General features: G+C 61.6%; 18 protein-coding genes. 13 read left to right on the forward strand and 5 right to left on the reverse strand.

The window, feature by feature from the left end; genetic code table 11:
- The first annotated feature begins 3 nt into the window (after positions 1 to 3).
- Positions 4 to 1104 carry a GGDEF domain-containing protein gene (locus H7225_RS09645; RefSeq protein ID WP_290661247.1) on the forward strand — a complete coding sequence of 367 codons (1101 nt, stop codon included), beginning with the start codon at positions 4 to 6 and terminating at the stop codon, positions 1102 to 1104.
- Positions 1105 to 1113: 9 nt separating this feature from the next.
- Here the strand turns inward: H7225_RS09645 and H7225_RS09650 are convergent, their stop codons facing one another.
- On the reverse strand, positions 1114 to 2598 hold the full coding sequence (locus H7225_RS09650; RefSeq protein WP_290661249.1) for a deoxyribodipyrimidine photo-lyase: 1485 nt from the start codon (positions 2596 to 2598) through the stop codon (positions 1114 to 1116).
- A gap of 20 nt (positions 2599 to 2618) precedes the next feature.
- On the opposite strand from H7225_RS09650, the gene H7225_RS09655 reads away from it, so the two are divergent.
- The 7 genes from H7225_RS09655 (at position 2619) to H7225_RS09685 (ending at position 8625) form a co-directional block, all read left to right on the forward strand.
- Complete coding sequence (locus tag H7225_RS09655) at positions 2619 to 3203, forward strand: YqgE/AlgH family protein (protein ID WP_290661252.1); 585 nt, start codon at positions 2619 to 2621, stop codon at positions 3201 to 3203.
- Complete coding sequence (gene ruvX / locus H7225_RS09660) at positions 3200 to 3601, forward strand: Holliday junction resolvase RuvX (RefSeq protein ID WP_290661254.1); 402 nt, start codon at positions 3200 to 3202, stop codon at positions 3599 to 3601. Before H7225_RS09655 ends, ruvX begins: the two co-directional genes overlap by 4 nt.
- Positions 3602 to 4117 carry a bifunctional pyr operon transcriptional regulator/uracil phosphoribosyltransferase PyrR gene (gene pyrR, locus H7225_RS09665; protein ID WP_290661256.1) on the forward strand — a complete coding sequence of 172 codons (516 nt, stop codon included), beginning with the start codon at positions 3602 to 3604 and terminating at the stop codon, positions 4115 to 4117. It begins immediately after the preceding gene.
- Positions 4114 to 5085 (forward strand): aspartate carbamoyltransferase catalytic subunit, encoded by a 972-nt coding sequence (locus H7225_RS09670; RefSeq protein ID WP_290661258.1) that lies wholly within the window; start codon positions 4114 to 4116, stop codon positions 5083 to 5085. The genes pyrR and H7225_RS09670 overlap by 4 nt, the downstream gene beginning before the upstream one ends.
- Positions 5082 to 6407 carry a dihydroorotase gene (locus tag H7225_RS09675; RefSeq protein ID WP_290661260.1) on the forward strand — a complete coding sequence of 442 codons (1326 nt, stop codon included), beginning with the start codon at positions 5082 to 5084 and terminating at the stop codon, positions 6405 to 6407. Before H7225_RS09670 ends, H7225_RS09675 begins: the two co-directional genes overlap by 4 nt.
- A 24-nt stretch (positions 6408 to 6431) precedes the next feature.
- Positions 6432 to 7193, forward strand: coding sequence for a lysophospholipid acyltransferase family protein (locus H7225_RS09680; protein ID WP_290661262.1), 762 nt, complete (start codon positions 6432 to 6434; stop codon positions 7191 to 7193).
- Positions 7194 to 7398: 205 nt separating this feature from the next.
- Positions 7399 to 8625 carry a fatty acid desaturase gene (locus H7225_RS09685; RefSeq protein ID WP_290661264.1) on the forward strand — a complete coding sequence of 409 codons (1227 nt, stop codon included), beginning with the start codon at positions 7399 to 7401 and terminating at the stop codon, positions 8623 to 8625.
- Between the two features lie 193 nt (positions 8626 to 8818).
- On the opposite strand, the gene rpmG is transcribed toward H7225_RS09685, so the two are convergent.
- The 3 genes from rpmG to trxB all read right to left on the reverse strand — a co-directional run bounded on the left by rpmG (position 8819) and on the right by trxB (position 10423).
- Positions 8819 to 8989: a 50S ribosomal protein L33 gene (rpmG, locus tag H7225_RS09690; protein WP_290661266.1), complete on the reverse strand. Its 171-nt coding sequence runs from the start codon at positions 8987 to 8989 to the stop codon at positions 8819 to 8821.
- Positions 8990 to 9004: 15 nt separating this feature from the next.
- Positions 9005 to 9238 (reverse strand): 50S ribosomal protein L28, encoded by a 234-nt coding sequence (gene rpmB, locus H7225_RS09695; RefSeq protein WP_230181975.1) that lies wholly within the window; start codon positions 9236 to 9238, stop codon positions 9005 to 9007.
- A gap of 228 nt (positions 9239 to 9466) precedes the next feature.
- A complete protein-coding gene (trxB, locus tag H7225_RS09700) occupies positions 9467 to 10423 on the reverse strand; it encodes a thioredoxin-disulfide reductase (protein WP_290661270.1) in 957 nt (318 codons plus the stop codon).
- A 188-nt stretch (positions 10424 to 10611) separates the two neighbouring features.
- On the opposite strand from trxB, the gene H7225_RS09705 reads away from it, so the two are divergent.
- The 3 genes from H7225_RS09705 to lolA are packed head-to-tail and all read left to right on the forward strand — an operon-like array spanning position 10612 to position 14491.
- Complete coding sequence (locus H7225_RS09705) at positions 10612 to 11283, forward strand: Crp/Fnr family transcriptional regulator (RefSeq protein WP_290661272.1); 672 nt, start codon at positions 10612 to 10614, stop codon at positions 11281 to 11283.
- Between the two features lie 50 nt (positions 11284 to 11333).
- Positions 11334 to 13811: a DNA translocase FtsK gene (locus H7225_RS09710; protein WP_290661274.1), complete on the forward strand. Its 2478-nt coding sequence runs from the start codon at positions 11334 to 11336 to the stop codon at positions 13809 to 13811.
- A gap of 29 nt (positions 13812 to 13840) precedes the next feature.
- On the forward strand, positions 13841 to 14491 hold the full coding sequence (gene lolA / locus H7225_RS09715) for an outer membrane lipoprotein chaperone LolA (protein WP_290661275.1): 651 nt from the start codon (positions 13841 to 13843) through the stop codon (positions 14489 to 14491).
- A gap of 24 nt (positions 14492 to 14515) precedes the next feature.
- Here the strand turns inward: lolA and H7225_RS09720 are convergent, their stop codons facing one another.
- Positions 14516 to 16285 (reverse strand): DEAD/DEAH box helicase, encoded by a 1770-nt coding sequence (locus tag H7225_RS09720; RefSeq protein WP_366481359.1) that lies wholly within the window; start codon positions 16283 to 16285, stop codon positions 14516 to 14518.
- A gap of 454 nt (positions 16286 to 16739) precedes the next feature.
- Here H7225_RS09720 and H7225_RS09725 point away from each other — a divergent pair, with 454 nt between their 5' ends.
- A complete protein-coding gene (locus H7225_RS09725) occupies positions 16740 to 17231 on the forward strand; it encodes an AAA family ATPase (RefSeq protein WP_290661283.1) in 492 nt (163 codons plus the stop codon).
- Positions 17224 to 18525: a replication-associated recombination protein A gene (locus H7225_RS09730; protein WP_290661277.1), complete on the forward strand. Its 1302-nt coding sequence runs from the start codon at positions 17224 to 17226 to the stop codon at positions 18523 to 18525. The genes H7225_RS09725 and H7225_RS09730 overlap by 8 nt, the downstream gene beginning before the upstream one ends.
- The last annotated feature ends 201 nt before the right edge of the window (positions 18526 to 18726 follow it).

Genomic DNA, 18726 nt, shown 5'->3' on the forward strand with positions numbered 1-18726 from the left:
TTCGTGGACACCGACACCAGCGCGATCGATCAACTGGCTCACCTGACCGCCCAGCGCGATCGTGAGCTGTTGGACGTGTCGTTGGCACAGAGCGTTCTGGAGCTGCTGGGCGCTTCCAGCGTCGGTGTTTACCGCGTTCTTGGCCAAGATTGCGCTGACCAGCACTGGCTGTGTTCCGGCCTCGCGCGGCGTGGTCGCTTGACCGCCAGCGATCCGCCCTGGCTCGACCCTGACACCATGCCCTTCCTGGAAGATTTGCCTGCCCGGGAAGAAGCCCTGGTCTCGCGCACGCTGGTGCAGCGCGCCTTGAACGAGGCCGAGGACGGCCTCTCCGAAGAGGGCGCCACCTGGTTGACGGTGCTGACCTTGCACGCCGAGCTGGGCCAATCCGGCGTGCTTGAAGTTCGTTCAGCCCAGGCCTTGCCCTTGCGCGATCTGCGCTCCATGCAGACCTTGTTGCGCGTGTTTGGCAATTTCCAGAATCTGTTGGAGTCGAGCCAGCGTGATTCGCTCACTGGTTTGCTCAACCGCCAGACTTTTGACGCTACTTTCCTCAAGGCCTCAAGGCCTCAAGGCCTCAAGGCCTCGATGCCGGTGAAGTTGAGCGGCGAAGACGCCGAAAGCGAAGCCGAGCGCCGTGGCTCGCAGACGAACACCTTCTGGCTGGGCGTCATCGACATCGACCACTTCAAGCTGGTCAACGACCGCTTCGGCCATTTGATCGGCGATGAGGTGTTGGTGCTGGTGGCGCGGATCATGCGCCAGACCTTCCGCCACTACGACCGCCTGTTCCGCTTTGGCGGCGAAGAGTTCGTGGTGCTGCTGCGTGGCGGCACCGAAAAGCACGCCCTGCGCGTGTTCGAGCGCTTCCGCCAGAACATGCAGGCGTATGCGTTTGCGCAAGTGGGTCAGGTCACGGTCAGTTTGGGCTTCACCGGCGTTCACCCGCACGACACGCCCAGCGGGGCTTTTTCACGGGCGGACCAGGCTGTCTACCAAGCCAAGCACCAAGGCCGCAATCAAACCTTGTGCTTCGAAAATCTCATCAGTCAAGGCATCATTACTACCGAAGGCGACAAGGTCGGCAAGATCGAGTTGTTCTGAGCGCTTGGTTCAGCGTGGCTTCTCGCCGGTTTTGACCACCGCGTAGCGCTCCAAAGTTTCTGCCCGGGCTTCGTCGTGCTGAACGATCGGCGCAGGGTAGTCCACGGCATCGCCCAGGTCACCCAGCCAGGGCGCGTGGATGGCCTTGTCGCTCAAGTGGGCCAATTCGGGCACGTAGCGGCGGATGAACTTGCCGGCGCCATCGAACTTTTGGCTCTGGTTGATGGGGTTGAAGATGCGGAAATAGGGTTGCGCATCGCAGCCTGATGAGGCGGCCCATTGCCAGCCGCCGTTGTTAGCGGCGAGGTCAAAATCCAGCAGCTTCTCGGCAAAGTAGCGCTCGCCCCAGCGCCAGTCGATGCCCAAATCCTTGATCAAAAAGCTGGCCACGACCATGCGCAGGCGGTTGTGCATGTAGCCGGTCTGGTTGATCTGGCGCATGGCGGCGTCCACCAGCGGATAGCCTGTGCGCCCGCCGCACCAGGCAGCAAAGCGCGCTTCAGCTTTGGCGCCGCTCACCCATTTGATCTTGTCGTACTCGCGCTTGAAGCTGTGGCCGATCACATGGGGGTGGTGGTGCATGACCTGGTGGTAAAAATCGCGCCAGATCAGCTCGGACAGCCAGGTCTGCGCACCGACGGAGCCGACCTTGCTGCGGTCCCAGGCCAGTTTGGCCAGCAGGCGGATCGACACCGTGCCAAAGCGCAGGTGGGTCGACAGGTAACTGGGGCCCTTCACGCCGGGAAAGTCGCGGGTGTCGCGGTAGTGGTCCATGCGCGCCAGAAAATCATCCAGCAAGGCTTGGGCGCCGCTCATGCCGGTGGGCACTTTCAAGGTGTCGGTGGCCTCGAAGCCCAACTCACCCAGGCTGAGCCTGCGCGAGCCATCGGCCGCCTTCATCCCCACGTGGGCGGGAATGGCCGCCAGGTGCTGGGCATGGGCCGTCACCGGGTAGGCCTTGACGTAGAACTCGTCGATCTTCTTCAGCCAGTTGTTTTTGTAGGGCGTGAAGACGCCGTAGGGCGTGTCGTTGCCGGTCAGGATCTCGTTGCGTTCGAAAATCACGTGGTCTTTGGAGGTGAACAGCGCCGCGCCCACATCGCTCAGCTTGCCCCGCACTTTGGCGTCACGCACCAAGGCGGCCGGCTCGTCATCGTGGTTGGCGAACACCGCCTGAACCCCCAGTTGCTGGGCCAGGCGGGGGATTTCCGTGAGCGCGCTGCCGTGCAAAACGATCAAACCCGCATCCTGAGCGTGGGGTGCCTCCCGCTCCAAGGCCAATTGGCGCAAGGCCTCGTCCAGCTCGACCAGGCTGTCGCGGATGAACACCACCCGGCGATCCGCGCGCGGCAGGGGGTCCAGGATGTCGGTGTCGAACACGAACGCGCACCACACGCGCCTGGCCTGTTTCAAGGCGTAATGCAGGGCGGCGTGGTCGGTGCTGCGCAGATCACGGCGGAACCAAACCAGGGCGGAATCAAACTGGGTGTTCATGTGGGGTCTAAAATCATGGCATGTCTGAAGGCGCACCCTCTATCGATCTGAGCAACCAGTTCCTCATTGCCATGCCCGGTATGACCGATGGCAACTTTGCGGGCGCGGTTGTATACCTCTGTGAACACACTGAAAACGGGGCTTTGGGCCTCGTCATCAACCGTCCAATCGACATTAATCTGCGAAATCTGTTTGAAAAAGTGGATCTCAGCCTGGACCGCGAGGACCTGGCGCACCGGCCAGTCTACTTCGGCGGTCCGGTGCAAACCGAGCGTGGCTTCGTCCTGCACGACAGCCTGGACGCCGAGGGCGGCCATTACAGCTCCACCCTGAGGATCCCGGGCGGCCTGGAAATGACCACCTCGCGCGATGTTCTGGAGGCCTTGTCCAACGGGGCAGGGCCCAGCCGCGTGTTCATCACCCTGGGCTACTCGGGCTGGGGCGCAGGACAACTGGAGGATGAACTGGGCCGCAATGGCTGGCTCAACGTCAACGCCGAGCCTTCCGTCATCTTCGACACGCCGGTGGAAGAGCGCTACGACAGGGCCCTCGCGCTGCTGGGCATCGACCGCAGCATGCTCACCTCCGAGGCCGGACACGGATGAGCGTGGCCGTTCAAAGCTACCTGGCCTTTGACTACGGCCTCAAACGGGTGGGTGTGGCCAGCGGTAACACTTTGCTGCGTCAGGCTCAGCCCTTGCGCACCATCGCGGCCGATGGCGATGCGCGCTTTGCCCAGATCGATGGTCTGATCAAGGAATGGCAACCAGATGCCCTGGTGGTCGGCGTGCCTTTTCACCCAGACGGCGCCGAGCACGAAAACACCCTGCGCGCGCGCCGCTTTGCCCGCCAGTTGCAGGGGCGCTTCAAGTTGCCGGTGCACGAGGTGGACGAGCGCTATTCCACCACCGAGGCCCACGCCGATGGCGCCCGTGACCTTGACGCCGCTTCCGCCGCCATCCTGCTGCAGCAGTTTTTCAACGAACACCCCGAGGAGGCCTGAGTGAGCGAACAGCAACACACCCTGCACCTGGACGCCGAGGCGCTTTATGCCAATCTGCTGGCCGGCGTGCGGCGCATCGTCACGCCCGATACCGCACTGGTCGGCATCTGGTCGGGCGGCGCCTGGCTGGCCGAGCGCCTGAGCCAGGATCTGGGCCGCACCGAGCCTCACGGTGTCATCTCTTCCGCCCTGCACCGTGACGATTTCGGCTCGCGCGGGATGGCCGCCACCACCGACGCCACGCACCTGCCGTTCTCCGTCGAAGGCCGGAATATCCTGCTGATCGACGACGTGCTCTACACCGGCCGCACCATCCGCGCCGTCATCAACGAGATGTTCGATTTCGGCCGCCCCGCCAGCGTCACCCTGGCGGTGCTGGTTGATCGCGGCGGACGCGAATTGCCCGTCGAGCCCGCCCTGTCCGCCGCCCGCATCACCTTGCCGGCGGACCAGCGCGTGTCCCTGGTCCGCGCCGACGACGGACGTTTCCAGTTCCATTTCGAGAGGGTCGAATGACGACCGCCAAGCTCCAGCGCAATCCCCAGCTCAACGGCCACGGCGAGCTGATCCACCTGCTGTCCACCGAAGGCCTGCCCAAGGCCGTGATCCACAAGATCCTGGACACGGCCGAGACGTTTTTGAGCGTCAACGACCGCGAGGTCAAGAAGGTGCCGCTGCTGCGCGGCAAGAGCGTGTTCAACCTGTTCTTCGAGAACAGCACCCGCACGCGCACCACCTTCGAGATCGCGGCCAAGCGCCTCAGCGCCGACGTGATCAACCTGGACATTGCGCGCTCATCGGCCTCGAAAGGCGAAAGCCTGCTCGACACCATCGCCAACCTCAGCGCCATGCACGCCGACATGTTCGTGGTGCGCCATGCTGAGTCCGGTGCGCCCTACCTGATCGCCCAACATGTGGCCCCGCACGTGCACGTGGTCAATGCCGGCGATGGCCGCCACGCGCACCCCACGCAGGCCTTGCTGGACATGTTCACCATCCGGCACTACAAAAAAGACTTCAGCAACCTCACGGTGGCCATCGTGGGCGACATCGTGCACTCGCGCGTGGCCAGATCCAACATCCACGCGCTGACCACCCTGGGCGTGCCCGAAGTGCGCGTGGTTGGCCCCCGTACCCTGGTGCCGGGTGATCTTCGCGAGATGGGCGTGCGCGTCTGCCACGACATGGTCGAAGGCATCAAGGACGCTGACGTCATCATCATGCTGCGCCTGCAGAACGAGCGCATGTCGGGCGGCATGCTGCCCAGCGCCGGCGAGTTCTTCAAAGAGTTCGGCCTGACCGAAGAAAAGCTGGCCCACGCCAAGCCTGACGCCATCGTCATGCACCCCGGTCCCATCAACCGCGGCGTCGAGATCGACTCCGCCGTGGCCGATGGCAAGCAAAGCGTCATCCTGCCCCAGGTCACTTTCGGCATCGCGGTGCGCATGGCCGTGATGTCCATCATCGCCGGCAACGAAGCATGAAAATCCTCATCAAGAACGGCCGCCTGGTCGACCCCGCTTCCGGCCTCGATCAGATCGGCGACTTGGCCATCATGGGCGGCCGCATCACCGCCCTCGGCGACGCCAAACCTGACTTCACGCCCGACCGCACCATCGATGCCACCGGCCTGATCGTCGCCCCCGGCCTGGTTGACCTGGCCGTGCGACTGCGCGAACCCGGCCACGAACACGAAGGCATGCTCGAATCCGAGCTGGCCGCCGCCGCTGCTGGCGGTGTGACCAGCGTGGTCTGCCTGCCTGACACCGACCCGACGCTGGACGAGCCCGGCCTGGTCGAGATGCTCAAGTTCCGTGCTCGTAAGCTCAGCCGCTGCCGCCTGTTCCCCTTGGGCGCGCTCACGCGTGGCCTGAAAGGCGAAAACCTCACTGAGATGGCCGAGCTGCACGAGGCCGGCTGCGTGGGCTTCTCGCAAGCCGAAGTGCCCGTGCGCGACACCCAGGTGCTGCAACGTGCCCTGCAATACGCCGCCACCTTTGGCTACACCGTCTGGCTGCGCCCCCAAGACGCCTGGCTGGGCAAGGGCGTGGCCGCCAGCGGCCCGGTCGCCACCCGCTTGGGATTGTCCGGCGTGCCGACCATCGCAGAAACCATCGCCCTGCACACCATCATCGAATTGGTGCGTGCCACCGGCGCCCGGGTTCACCTGTGCCGAATCTCCAGCGCTGCTGGCGTCGACCTGGTCCGCCAGGCCAAGGCCCAAAACCTGCCCATCACCGCCGACGTCAGCATCAACTCCCTGCTGCTGATCGACGTGGACATCGGCTACTTCAACCCTGCCATGCGCCTGAACCCGCCCCTGCGCCAGGGCCGCGACCGCGCCGCCCTGCAGGCCGGGCTGGCCGATGGCACGCTCGATGCCCTGGTCTCCGACCACACCCCCGTCAGCGAAGACGAAAAAACCTTGCCTTTTGGCGAAGCGGAACCCGGCGCCACCGGCCTGGAGCTGTTGTTGAGCCTGGCCTTGAAATGGGCCGGCGCCGACCACGACGAACCCGCTAACCCTGCGCGCTTGCGCCAAGCCTTGTCGGTCGTCACCTGCGGCCCCGTCAAGGTTTTGGGCGATGCTTTGGGTTCGTTGTCCTCCAGCGCCGGGCGACTGGTGCAGGGCGGCGTGGCCGATGTCTGCATTTTCGACCCCAGCGTTCGCTGGCGAGCCGAGTCCGGCGCTTTGACCAGCCAGGGCAAGCACACGCCTTTCGCCTTCCAGGTGTCTGGCACCGACCTGCCAGGCCGTGTCCGCGTGACCCTGGTGGCCGGACAAGTTGCTCACGAAGTTGCTTGAGCCGTGTCTGACAAAGCCCTTGCCATGGCATCGCCCATGAGCCGTGCCTGGTCAACCTGGGTGCTCGGCCCCTGGCGCCTGTTCAACATCGTCGTGCACATCGTGCGCGGCTTGTGGCTGGCCCGTATCGGCTACGTGGATCGACCTGTTGGCGAACGTGACGAGACGGTGCGCTGCTGGTCGCAGCAATTGCTCAAAGCATTGGGCGTCACCTTGGTCGTGAGGGGGCATCCCCGCCCAGGCGCCAAGTTGGTGGTGTCCAACCACGTGTCGTGGCTGGACATCGTGGCGATCAACTCAGTCGTGCCCTCACGTTTCGTCTCCAAAGCCGAAGTGGCCGCGTGGCCGGTCGTGGGCTACATGGTGACCGCTGCCGGCGCCCTGTACCTGCAACGCGAGCGCCGCCGCGATGCCATGCGCGTGCTGGGTTTGATGTCCGACGCCCTGCGAGAGGGCTACACCGTGGCGGTTTTTCCGGAAGGCACCACCGGCGATGGGCACCAGCTCCTGCATTTCCACGCCAACATGCTGCAATCGGCCATTGATGCCAAAGAGCCGGTCCAGCCACTGGCCCTGCGCTACAGCGACGAGGCACACGACATCAGTCCTGCGGCGGCCTATGTGGGCGACACCACCCTTTGGCAATCCCTGTGGGGTGTGATCACCGCCCGGCAACTGACCGTGCAAGTGACGGTGATGCCCCTGCAGGCAGTGGACCATGCCGACCGCCGTGCCCTGGCGGAGCTGCTGAGCACGCAAATTGCCGATTGTCTTGATCGGAATTGAGCGCATCGGCGCCAGTTTTTCTGGCCGTCAAGCCGCGTGCGTTGCAAACAAACTGGGTGGCTGTGGAAAAAGCCGCAAGGCTTGGGCTCGCACAAAGGGTTGTCACGCTGCTTCGTGAGCGCCGCAACCCCTATTGTTTCTACACGAGGGCGCGCCATCTACTGTGAGCCACCTACAATGGCTGGTTCCGCTCGAAAGGTTTTGAATGTTTGATTTTCTGTCCATGGGTGCGGTCCACGACACGCTCGTGCAATGGTCGATACAAGGTGTTCTGGACGCCAGTTGGTGGCAAGTTTTGGTCGCCACGCTGGTATTGACCCACATCACCATCGCTTCCGTGACGATCTTCCTGCATCGTGCGCAAGCGCACCGCGCCTTGGAGCTGCATCCAATCCCTTCGCATTTCTTCCGTTTCTGGCTGTGGCTGACCACCAGCATCGTGACGAAAGAATGGGTGGCCATCCACCGCAAGCATCATGCCAAATGCGAAACCGAGGAAGACCCTCACAGCCCGGTCGCTCACGGCATCAAAACGGTGCTGCTGCGTGGCCGTGAGTTGTATGCCGCCGAGGCTGAAAATCAGGAAACCCTGAAAAAATACGGGCACAACACGCCCAACGACTGGATGGAAAAGGTTGTCTACACCGGCAAAGCCAATTGGGGCGTGATCCTGATGTTGCTGCTGGACCTGTTCCTGTTCGGTGCCATTGGCATCACCGTCTGGGCTGTGCAAATGCTGTGGATCCCGGTGACGGCAGCCGGCATCATCAACGGCCTGGGCCACTGGTGGGGTTACCGCAATTTTGAGGCGCCTGACGCGTCCACCAACATTTCGCCCTGGGGCATCATCATTGGTGGCGAAGAGCTGCACAACAACCACCACACCTACCCAACCTCGGCCAAGATGTCGGTCAAGCGTTACGAGTTCGACATTGGTTGGGGTTACATCCGTGCCCTGGAAATACTGCGCCTGGCCAAGGTCCGCAAGACCGCGCCCCGCCTGACGCTGGGCGACATTCGCCCAGTGGCTGATGCCAAAACGTTAGAGGCCATCGTGGCCCACCGCTATGAGCTGATGGCCGGTTATGCCCGTGAAGTCAGCGCGGCCTGCGCGGTCGAGTTGGCCCGACTCAAAGCCAGCCGACAAGAAGCTGCCGCCGACAAACTCGCGCGCGTGCGGCATTGGCTGCACCGGGATGACGACCAGGTGCCACACGGTCTGCGCAGCGAGATCTCACAAGCCCGCGAAGCCCATCCCAAGCTGGACAAGTTGATCGTGATGCGTGAAGAGTTACGGGCCTTGTGGACACGCACCAATGTGTCTGCCGAGCAGTTGGTGGTTGAATTGCAGGGCTGGTGCCAGCGGGCCGAAGCCAGCGGTGTGGCCGCCCTGGAAGACTTCTCGCGCAAGTTGCGCGCCGCGCACGCCTGATCGACACCACAAGCGCCGCACTGCAGGGCGCCTGCCCCAGATGTCAAAAGCCCCGCACTGCGGGGCTTTTTTATGCGCGTCTCACAACGCAAGTCCATCACAAGAGGCCGGCCCAATCCAATCCTGGTCCGGCCATGAAAAAACCCGCTGAGCTTGCGCTGAGCGGGTTCTTGCGACAAGAAACCAAGCTGAATTACTTTAGCTTGATTTCTTTGTAGGCCACATGCTTGCGAGCCTTGGGGTCGAACTTCATGAATTCCAGCTTTTGGGGCGTGGTCTTCTTGTTCTTGGTCGTGGTGTAAAAGTGGCCGGTACCCGCAGTGGATTCCAGCTTGATCTTTTCGCGTCCGCCTTTAGATGCCATGATTCAGCTCCCGGATCACAGTTGGCCACGGGCACGCAGGTCGGTCAGGACCTGGTCGATGCCCACTTTGTCGATCAAGCGCAAAGCCGATGTGCTGATGCGCAGACGCACCCAACGGTTTTCGCTCTCGACCCAAAAACGACGGTACTGCAGATTAGGCAGAAAACGACGCTTGGTTTTGTTGTTCGCGTGAGAAACATTGTTTCCCACCATCGGGCCCTTACCCGTGACTTGACAGACGCGTGCCATGACGCTTCTCCGTTCGCTGTGATTGCGCTTGTTGCCGCTGCGCTTTGTGTGACGAAGCAGTGATCAGAACAAGGATTCAAAATTGAACCCTTGGGACATCACCCTTCCGGTGACGGCGATCAAATCTGTACTGAACCCAATACTTGACTTGGCCACCGAACACCGGGACGAATTTTTGCAAAGACTAAGATTATAACCAAAAACTTGAGGCTTGCCAACTCAAGCGCATCAAGAGCTCTCTTGCTCCAGGAAACGCTGGGCATCCAGGGCCGCCATGCAACCTGTTCCGGCGCTGGTGATGGCCTGGCGATAGATGTGGTCCTGCACGTCGCCAGCGGCAAAAACGCCCGGCACGCTTGTCATGGTGGCCATGCCGCTGTTGCCGCTCTTGGTCAGGATGTAGCCATCCTTCATCTCCAGCTGGCCCTTGAAGATTTCGGTGTTGGGCTTGTGGCCGATGGCGATGAAGCAGCCCTTGAGTTCCAGCTCTGTGGTGGTTTCGTCCAGGGTGCTTTTCAGGCGCACGCCGGTCACGCCGCTTTGATCACCCAGCACTTCGTCCAGGGTCTTGAACAGGTGCAACTCGATCTTGCCGGCTGCCACCTTCTCGTAAACCTTGTCGATCAGGATGGCCTCGGCGCGAAACTTGTCGCGTCGGTGGATCAGGTGTACCTTGCTGGCAATGTTCGACAAGTAAAGCGCTTCTTCAACAGCGGTGTTGCCGCCGCCCACCACGCAGACCACCGCATCGCGGTAAAAGAAGCCGTCGCAGGTGGCGCAGCCGCTCACGCCGCGTCCCATGAAGGCTTCTTCAGAAGGCAGCCCCAGGTACTGGGCCGAGGCTCCGGTGGCGATGATCAAGGCGTTGGTGGTGTAGGTGCCGGAATCACCTTTGAGGGTGAAGGGGCGCTTGGACAGGTCGACCTCGTTGATGTGGTCGTACAGCATCTTGGTGTGAAAGCGCTCGGCGTGCTCCTGAAAGCGCTGCATCAGCTCGGGGCCTTGCACGCCATGCACGTCGGCGGGCCAGTTGTCCACTTCGGTGGTGGTCATCAGTTGCCCGCCCTGGGCCATGCCCGTGACCAGGGTGGGGTGCAAATTGGCGCGGGCGGCGTAGATGGCGGCGCTGTAGCCGGCGGGGCCCGATCCCAGGATCAGGACGTTGCTGTGTTGGACGGTGGACATCGTTTTTCCTTGTGGTGTTCAAACAGTGCGGGTTTCCAGCCTCATATTTGGGCTTGGCTTAGGGTTTGCAATCGATAAAGTTCCTACAAATTCCTGGAGTCCTGCCGAAAATTGTAGGGACTGGTGATTTGTCTCACACCAGATAAGGTGAATGTTTCACCTCGAATTCATCCAATGAGGAGCTTTCCATGGCCATGCTGTCCAATCTCGACCTGATCCGGCGGGTGCCGCTGTTCTCGATGCTCACCGCAGCACAGGCCGAGGCCATTGCAGAAGGCGTCGTCAAGCGCCGCTATCGCCGTGGCGAGCTCATCGTCGAACGGGGTCGCAAGACCAACTCCTTGTTCATTCTCCTGACGGGCCGGGCCCGCGTGGTGGCCTCGGACGAGCGGGGCCGTGAAGTCATCCTGGCCGTGCTCGAAGCCGGCGACTACCTCGGTGAGATGAGCATGATCGACAACGATCCGCATTCGGCCACGGTTCGCGCCGAAGTGCAGACCGACGTGCTGGTGCTGGGACGTGCGGATTTTGCCCGTTGCTTGCCCGAAAACTCTAGCCTGTCCTACGCAATTTTGCGCGGCCTGGTGCAGCGCCTGCGCAATGCCGACCGCCAGATCGAATCCCTGGCTTTGCTGGACGTCTATGGCCGTGTGGCCCGAGCCCTGCTGGACATGGCCGACGATGACGACGGCGCCCGGGTCATCCGCGGCAAGGTGTCGCGCCAGGATCTGGCCAAACACGTGGGCGCGTCGCGCGAAATGGTCAGCCGCGTCATGAAAGACCTGGAAGAGCGTGGCCTGATTGAAACCCAGGACACCGGCAGCGTGGTGCTCAAGGAGCGCCTGGTCGCCACGGCTTGATGCCCATCCCACAGGCTCCATCGCTTTGAAAATGCCCGCACAATGCGGGCATGACTTTTCCGTTGGGTTCACTTCGCAATGAGGCGTCTGCGGACGCGAAATCCGACCGACGCCAGGATGCTTCTGCGTCCCTGCGCGTGACGGGTCGGCTGCACCGTAGCCCTGTCGTGGTCGCGCCTGAACCACCTGGCCCCCCGCTCGAAAACACCTTCCGCTTCCAGGCAGGCTTGCTGATCGGCGGTGTGCTGCTGGTGCTGGCCTTGATGTCCCTGGCCAGCCACAGTCGGCTCGACGCTGCTTTCACCACCTCCGGTTTGAACCAGGATGCTGCCAATTGGGGCGGGCATCTGGGCGCCTACGCCTCTGACGTGGCCCTGTTCCTGTTCGGCCAATCGGCTTGGTGGGGGCTGATCGTGGGCGCGCGCGCATGGCTCAGCGCGCTCGCTCGTTGGTTGCGCCGTGACACGGCGGTGTCGCTCATTCCTTCTGGCACGGTGCCACTGGCCCAGTCGGCCAACGCGTCGCCTCGCTCGCGCTGGTTGTTCTGGCTGGGCATCATTTTGCTGATGTCAGCCAGTTGCGCGCTCGAATGGTCGCGCCTGTACCGCCATGAAGCCTCTTTGGCTGGAGAGCACGCTGGCGGCATCCTGGGCATGACCTTGGGCCACTTCAGCCACAAATGGCTGGGCTTCAATGGTTCGGGCGTGGTCTGGATCGCCTTGCTGATCGCCGGCCTGTCGCTGGCCCTGCATTTCTCGTGGCTGGACATCGCCGAGCGCATTGGCGGCCTGTTCGACCGGCTTCGCGAACGCCGGGAAGCCAAGCGCGAAGAAGCGGTCGACCTGCGCATTGGTGAAGAAGCCACCATCGAACGTGAACGCGTGGCCGAAGAGATCCGCCACGAGCAGCCCCTGGAGCCCATCCCATTGGTGATCGAAAAGCCGATGGTCGAGGTGCCCAAGTCCGACCGGATCATCAAGGAGCAGCAAAAGCCACTGTTCTCTGACATGGCTGACACCAAGCTGCCGCAGATTGCGCTGCTGGATGCTGCGCAAGGCCGCATGGAAACGGTCACGCCCGAGACGCTGGAAATGACGTCCCGCATGATCGAGAAGAAGCTGAAGGACTTTGGCGTCGAAGTGCGAGTGGTCGCGGCTTCGCCTGGCCCGGTCATCACGCGCTACGAGATCGAGCCGGCCACGGGCGTGAAGGGCTCGCAGGTTGTCAACCTGGCCAAGGACCTGGCGCGTTCGCTGTCGCTGGTGTCCATCCGCGTGGTCGAGACCATCCCCGGCAAAAACCTGATGGCGCTGGAATTGCCCAACGCCAAGCGCCAGATGATCCGCCTGGCTGAAATTTTGGGCTCGCAGGTCTACAACGACGCGCAGTCGATGCTGACCGTGGGCCTGGGCAAGGACATCATCGGCGCGCCTGTGGTGGCCGACCTGACCAAGATGCCGCACTGTCTGGTCGCTGGCACGACCGGTTCGGGCAAATCGGTGGGCATCAACGCCACGATTTTGAGCCTGCTCTACAAGGCCGAAGCGCGCGACGTGCGCCTGATCCTGATCGACCCGAAGATGCTGGAAATGAGCGTCTACGAAGGCATTCCTCATTTGCTGTGCCCGGTCGTGACCGACATGAAGCAGGCGTCCAACGCGCTGAACTGGGCTGTGGGCGAGATGGAGCGCCGCTACAAGCTCATGAGCAAGATGGGCGTGCGCAACCTGGCGGGCTACAACAAGAAGATCGACGAGGCGGCGGCGCGAGGCGAGCACCTGCCCAACCCTTTCAGTCTGACACCCGAGTCGCCCGAGCCGCAAGAGCGCATGCCCTTCATCGTGATCATCATCGACGAGTTGGCCGACTTGATGATGGTGGTGGGCAAGAAGATTGAAGAGTTGATTGCTCGCCTGGCGCAAAAGGCGCGGGCGTCGGGCGTGCATTTGATCCTGGCCACTCAGCGCCCCAGCGTCGACGTGATCACGGGTTTGATCAAGGCCAACATCCCGACGCGGATCTCCTTCCAGGTCAGCAGCAAGATCGACAGCCGGACCATCCTGGACCAGATGGGCGCCGAAGCCTTACTGGGGCAGGGCGACATGCTGTACCTGTCATCAGGCAGCGGCTTGCCAGTGCGCGTGCACGGCGCCTTTGTGAGTGATGACGAGGTGCACCGAGTCGTCGAGTATTTGAAGTCGCAGGGGGCGCCCAACTACATCGAAGGCATCCTCGAAGGCGGCGTGCTGGATGGCGAAGCGGGCAGCGATGGCCTGCCTGCTGGCGGCGATTCAGAGTCCGACCCGATGTACGACCAGGCCGTGGCCATCGTGCTGCAGCACCGCAAGGCCTCGATCTCGCTGGTACAGCGCCACCTGCGCATCGGCTACAACCGGGCCGCCCGTTTGCTGGAGCAAATGGAGAAATCCGGCCTGGTGTCCAACATGGCCACCAATGGCAACCGCGAACTGCTGGTGCCCAACCGCACTGGCGATGGTGGCGCAACCGCCGCTCCCTGGGACGCCTGAGGGCGATGAAATCAATGACGACACCGACGATGATCAACCGATTCACCTGGAAGCCCGGTGCACTGGCCCTGGCGTTGAGCGCCTCTCTGGCCAACACGGCGCACGCGGATGGCGTGGCCACCTTGCGCGCGTTCGTCAAGGACGTGAACTCGGGCCGGGGAAGTTTCACCCAACTGGTCACCTCGCCCGATGGCAAGAAGACCCGCAAGTCCAATGGCAGCCTGGAATTCCAGCGGCCCAACCGTTTCCGCTTCAACTACACCACGCCCACCGAACAATTGATCGTGGGCGATGGGAAAAAGGTGTGGCTGTGGGATGCGGATCTCAACCAGGTCACCGTGCGCCCCATGAGCAATGCCCTGGGCGGCACGCCGGCGGCGCTGCTGTCTGGCGGATCGCTGGACAAGGACTTCACGCTGAAGGACGTGCCAAAGGCATCCGCATCAGGCGCGGATTCAAATCTGGAATGGGTGGAAGCGGTGCCACGCGACAAGGACGGACAGTTCCGTTCGGTGCGGGTCGGGTTCAAAGCGGGCGTGTTGGCCGCGCTGGTGATCGAGGACGGCTTTGGTCAACGATCGAGACTGGACTTTGCCCAGTTTGAATCACGGGTGACCTTGCCGGCCACCCGCTTTCAGTTCACGCCCCCGGCAGGGGCGGATGTGCTGGACCAGCCCTGAGGCCAGTCCAGTCTGACTGAGTGATCAGTCTTCGCGCTTGAAGCCGCCACCTTGGCGCTTCGGGCCGCCAAAGGAAGGCTTGCCGCCGCCGAACGATGGCTTGGGGCCACCGAAAGAAGGCTTGCCACCAAACGATGGCTTGTTGGCACCGAAAGAGGGCTTGTTGGCGCCAAACGAAGGCTTGCTGTCGCCACGGGGGCCGCCACCGAAAGCAGGACGGTCGTCACCACCGGCAGGGCGGAAATCGCCACGCGGTTGGTCGCTGCCGAAGCTGGGGCGGCTGTTGTAGCCACCTTCAGCAGGGCCATCACGACGCGGACCACGGTTTTGATAACCGCCGCCGTTGCTGTTGCCGCTACCGAAACCACCTTCGCGTTGACCGCCGCCGAAGCCGCCTTCACGCGGGGCGCCGTACGAACGGCCGCCACCACCAAAGCCACCTTCACGGGGACCACGGTGACCGGGCATGGGCTTGCCAGTGCGCATCGGGCCGCTGGACTGCATCGGGGCCTTGGGTTCCAGGCCGGCGATGGTCGCCACGGGGATGTTCTGCGTGGTGTAACGCTCGATGCGGCGCAGCATGGGGATGTCACGGCGCTCAGCGATCGTCACGGCCAGACCACTGCGACCAGCACGACCGGTACGGCCAATGCGGTGAACGTAATCTTCTGGCTTCATGGGCATGCCGTAGTTGATCACGTGGGTGATCGAGGGCACGTCGATGCCACGGGCGGCCACGTCGGTGGCGACCAGGATCTTCAGCTGGCGTTGACGCAAGGCTTGCAGCACGCGAGTGCGGCGACCTTGGGGCATGCCACCGTGCAGGGCGGCGACTTCATGGCCCAGATCAGCCAAACGGTCGGCCAGGATGTCGGCGTCGCGCTGGGTGCTGGTGAAAATCACAGCTTGGTCGACGTCACGCTGGGTCAGCAGGCTGTCCAGCAGGTCGTTCTTGTGCGCGAAGTGGTCGGCGTAGTGCAGACGCTGTTCGATGTTGTCGTGACTGTCGGTGTGCGAAGCCACGTCAATGCTTTGGGCATCAGGACGGGTCAGGCGCGCGGCCAGCTTGCCCACGTGACCGGCGAAGGTCGCGCTGAACATCAGGGTCTGACGGTCGGCAGGTGTTTGCGAAGCGATGTGCTCGATGTCTTCGATGAAGCCCATGTCCAGCATGCGGTCGGCTTCGTCCAGGACCAGCACTTCCAGGTTGGACAGCACGCAGACGCCGGTGCCCAGGTGGTCGATCAGGCGGCCAGGGGTCGCGATCAGCACATCCAGAGGACCGCGCAGAGCCTTCAGTTGGGCAGCGTAAGGCACACCACCAACGACGGTGGCAACGCGCAGGCCTTGCATGTGGCGACCATAGGTCGAGGCGGCCTTGGCCACTTGCATCGCCAGTTCACGGGTAGGGGCCAGCACCAGGATGCGGGGACCATGGACGGTGCCCTTTTCACGGCGCTTGCCATCGTTGCGGGCGCTGATGAGCCGCTGCAGAGCGGGCAGCATGAAGGCGGCGGTCTTGCCGCTGCCGGTGCTGGCCGCGACTTTGATGTCAGCGCCGTTCATGGCCACGGGGATCGATTGGATCTGCACGGAGGTCGGCTGGGTGTAGCCGGAGTCGGTCAGGGCCTTGATCAGCACGGCGTCCAGACCCAGGTCCGAGAAGCGCACGCCACCGGAGGTGTCGACCGCGGTTTGTTCTTCAGCGCCGACATCGTCGGTGGCCACGTCGAGTTCGCGGGCCAAGGCGTCGATTTTCGACGGCTCAGCGGAGGGATTAAATTCTTGATTCATTGTTTTCTTTCAAGCCAGGACAAAGCGCTGCCGCTTCCGGGCAAATGCCAAGAAGCAAAAGCGCTGCGACCAGGTGCCAACGAAAGGGTTGGTCAACCTGGAACAGGTGAGGTCGCTGTGGATTCGTGTCCGAATCGCGTGACAGGGCGGGTGGCTGAAAAGCCAAAGCGCAAGGTGCCACGGTGAGCCGGTTTGGAAAGCGACGGCATCGCCGCCAACCGAGACTCAAGACACGACTATCAGTTGGCACCCGACGGCGCAACTCGGCTTGAAAAGGTCAGAGGGGATGAACGAAAACTCGGGTCGCTGTTTTGCCTGAAAATCCAGGCGAGCAGTTATCGGGTCAACCCGTATTATGTCATTGGCTGGCCGACTTGTCTAGTCACAATCGCAGATCAGTGCTTGAGCACCCCTCAATGCAAGGGCCATGACCGGCTGCGGCGACAATGCCTTCATGCAAGAAAGCCTGTCTTTGCCATTGGATCCTCCGGACTTGCCTCGCGATTCAGCAGCGAGCAAGGCCGCCCTGGCCGCGCCCCTGGCCGAACGCCTGAGGCCCAAGACCCTGGACGAGGTCGTGGGTCAGGATCACCTGCTGGGCGCCGGCCAGCCCGTGCGCATGGCTTTCGAATCAGGCCAGCCCCATTCCATGATCCTGTGGGGGCCGCCGGGCGTGGGCAAAACCACCCTGGCGCGCTTGATGGCCCAGGCGTTTGACGCCCAGTTCATCAGCATTTCGGCCGTGCTGGGCGGCGTCAAGGACATCCGCGAGGCGGTGGACAAAGCCCTGTTGGCGCAGGGCAATGGCCTGCGCACGATTGTTTTCGTGGACGAGGTGCACCGCTTCAACAAAGCTGTCAAGTCCTATATAAATCAACAACTTAGGAGGGCGTTTGTGCAATTCCTTGTGCTCCCCCATTGTTCAATGGGGGTGAAGCATGGCTGATTTGTTCGCACAAGAGCCCGCCGCACCACTGGCTGAAGCACTTCGTCCAAAGACCTTGGACGAGGTGGTTGGACAGTCGCACTTGTTGGGTGAAGGTAAGCCTTTAAGACTTGCCTTCCAGTCAGGCAAACCCCATTCCATGATCTTGTGGGGGCCGCCGGGTGTTGGCAAGACCACTTTGGCACGCCTCACGGCTACAGCCTTCAAGTGCGAGTTCATTGCCTTGTCTGCGGTGTTCTCTGGTGTCAAAGACATCCGTGGTGCTATGGAGCAGGCACAACAGAACCTTTCTATGGGCAAGCACACGATCTTGTTCGTAGACGAAATTCACAGGTTCAATAAGTCCCAACAAGATGCGCTTCTTCCCTATGCCGAAAGTGGGCTAGTCACCTTCATTGGTGCTACCACTGAGAACCCTTCTTTTGAAGTGAATTCAGCATTGTTGTCGCGGGCTCAGGTCTATGTCTTGAAGTCTTTGACAGACGAAGAACTGAAGCTGCTGCTTGTTCGTGCCCAAGAGCTTGCCATTGGTCATCTTCAGTTTGATGACCTGGCTAGAGACACGATCATTGGCTATGCAGATGGGGACGCAAGAAGGTTCTTGAACCTGTTGGAGCAGACCAGTACAGCAGCCGAAGCTTCTGGAATCACGGCAATTAATGCTGACTTCTTGCAGAATGCTTTGACCCTGAACAGTCGTCGCTTTGACAAGGGTGGGGACAACTTCTATGACCAGATTTCAGCCTTGCACAAATCCGTGCGTGGCTCCCATCCTGATGCTGCCCTTTATTGGCTGACAAGAATGTTGGACGGTGGTGCTGATGCAAGGTATCTGGCACGGCGCATTGTTCGCATGGCTTGGGAAGACATTGGGCTTGCTGATCCAAGGGCCATGCAGATAGCTAACGATGCTGCTTTGACCTATGAGCGGTTGGGTAGTCCTGAAGGTGAATTGGCACTGGGGCAAGCTGTCATCTATCTGGCCATAGCTGCGAAAAGCAATGCTGGCTACAACGCCTACAACCAAGCTAAAGCATTCGTGAAGCAGGACAAGAGCCGGGAGGTTCCTGTTCATCTTCGCAATGCTCCAACAAAGCTCATGAAGGAACTGGGATATGGGCATGAGTACAGATATGCTCATGATGAACCCAATGCCTATGCTGCTGGTGAAACCTATCTTCCTGAAGGCATAGAAGAACCGGGTTGGTATCAGCCAGTGCCAAGAGGACTTGAAGTAAAGATTGCTGAAAAGCTTGCTCTCCTGCGGAAGTGGGATGAGGAAGCTGGGGAATAGAAATTCAAACGAATTCCGATAAACATGCGCTGGTGAAAAATCGCCAGTGACTTATAAAAAGATAGATTTATGCCAACACTTCAGGCTCTATGCCGTTTCGAGTGGAACTTGACATCAGCACACATGCCGCGTAATGCGATAGTAGCGGCCTGATGTGGAGGACAGAAGATGAACAGCGGCGTAGAGACTTTGTTCACGGCA

Origin of the sequence: Aquabacterium sp. (assembly GCF_014378415.1) — a bacterium.
In the GTDB taxonomy this organism is placed as follows: Bacteria; Pseudomonadota; Gammaproteobacteria; order Burkholderiales; family Burkholderiaceae_C; genus Aquabacterium.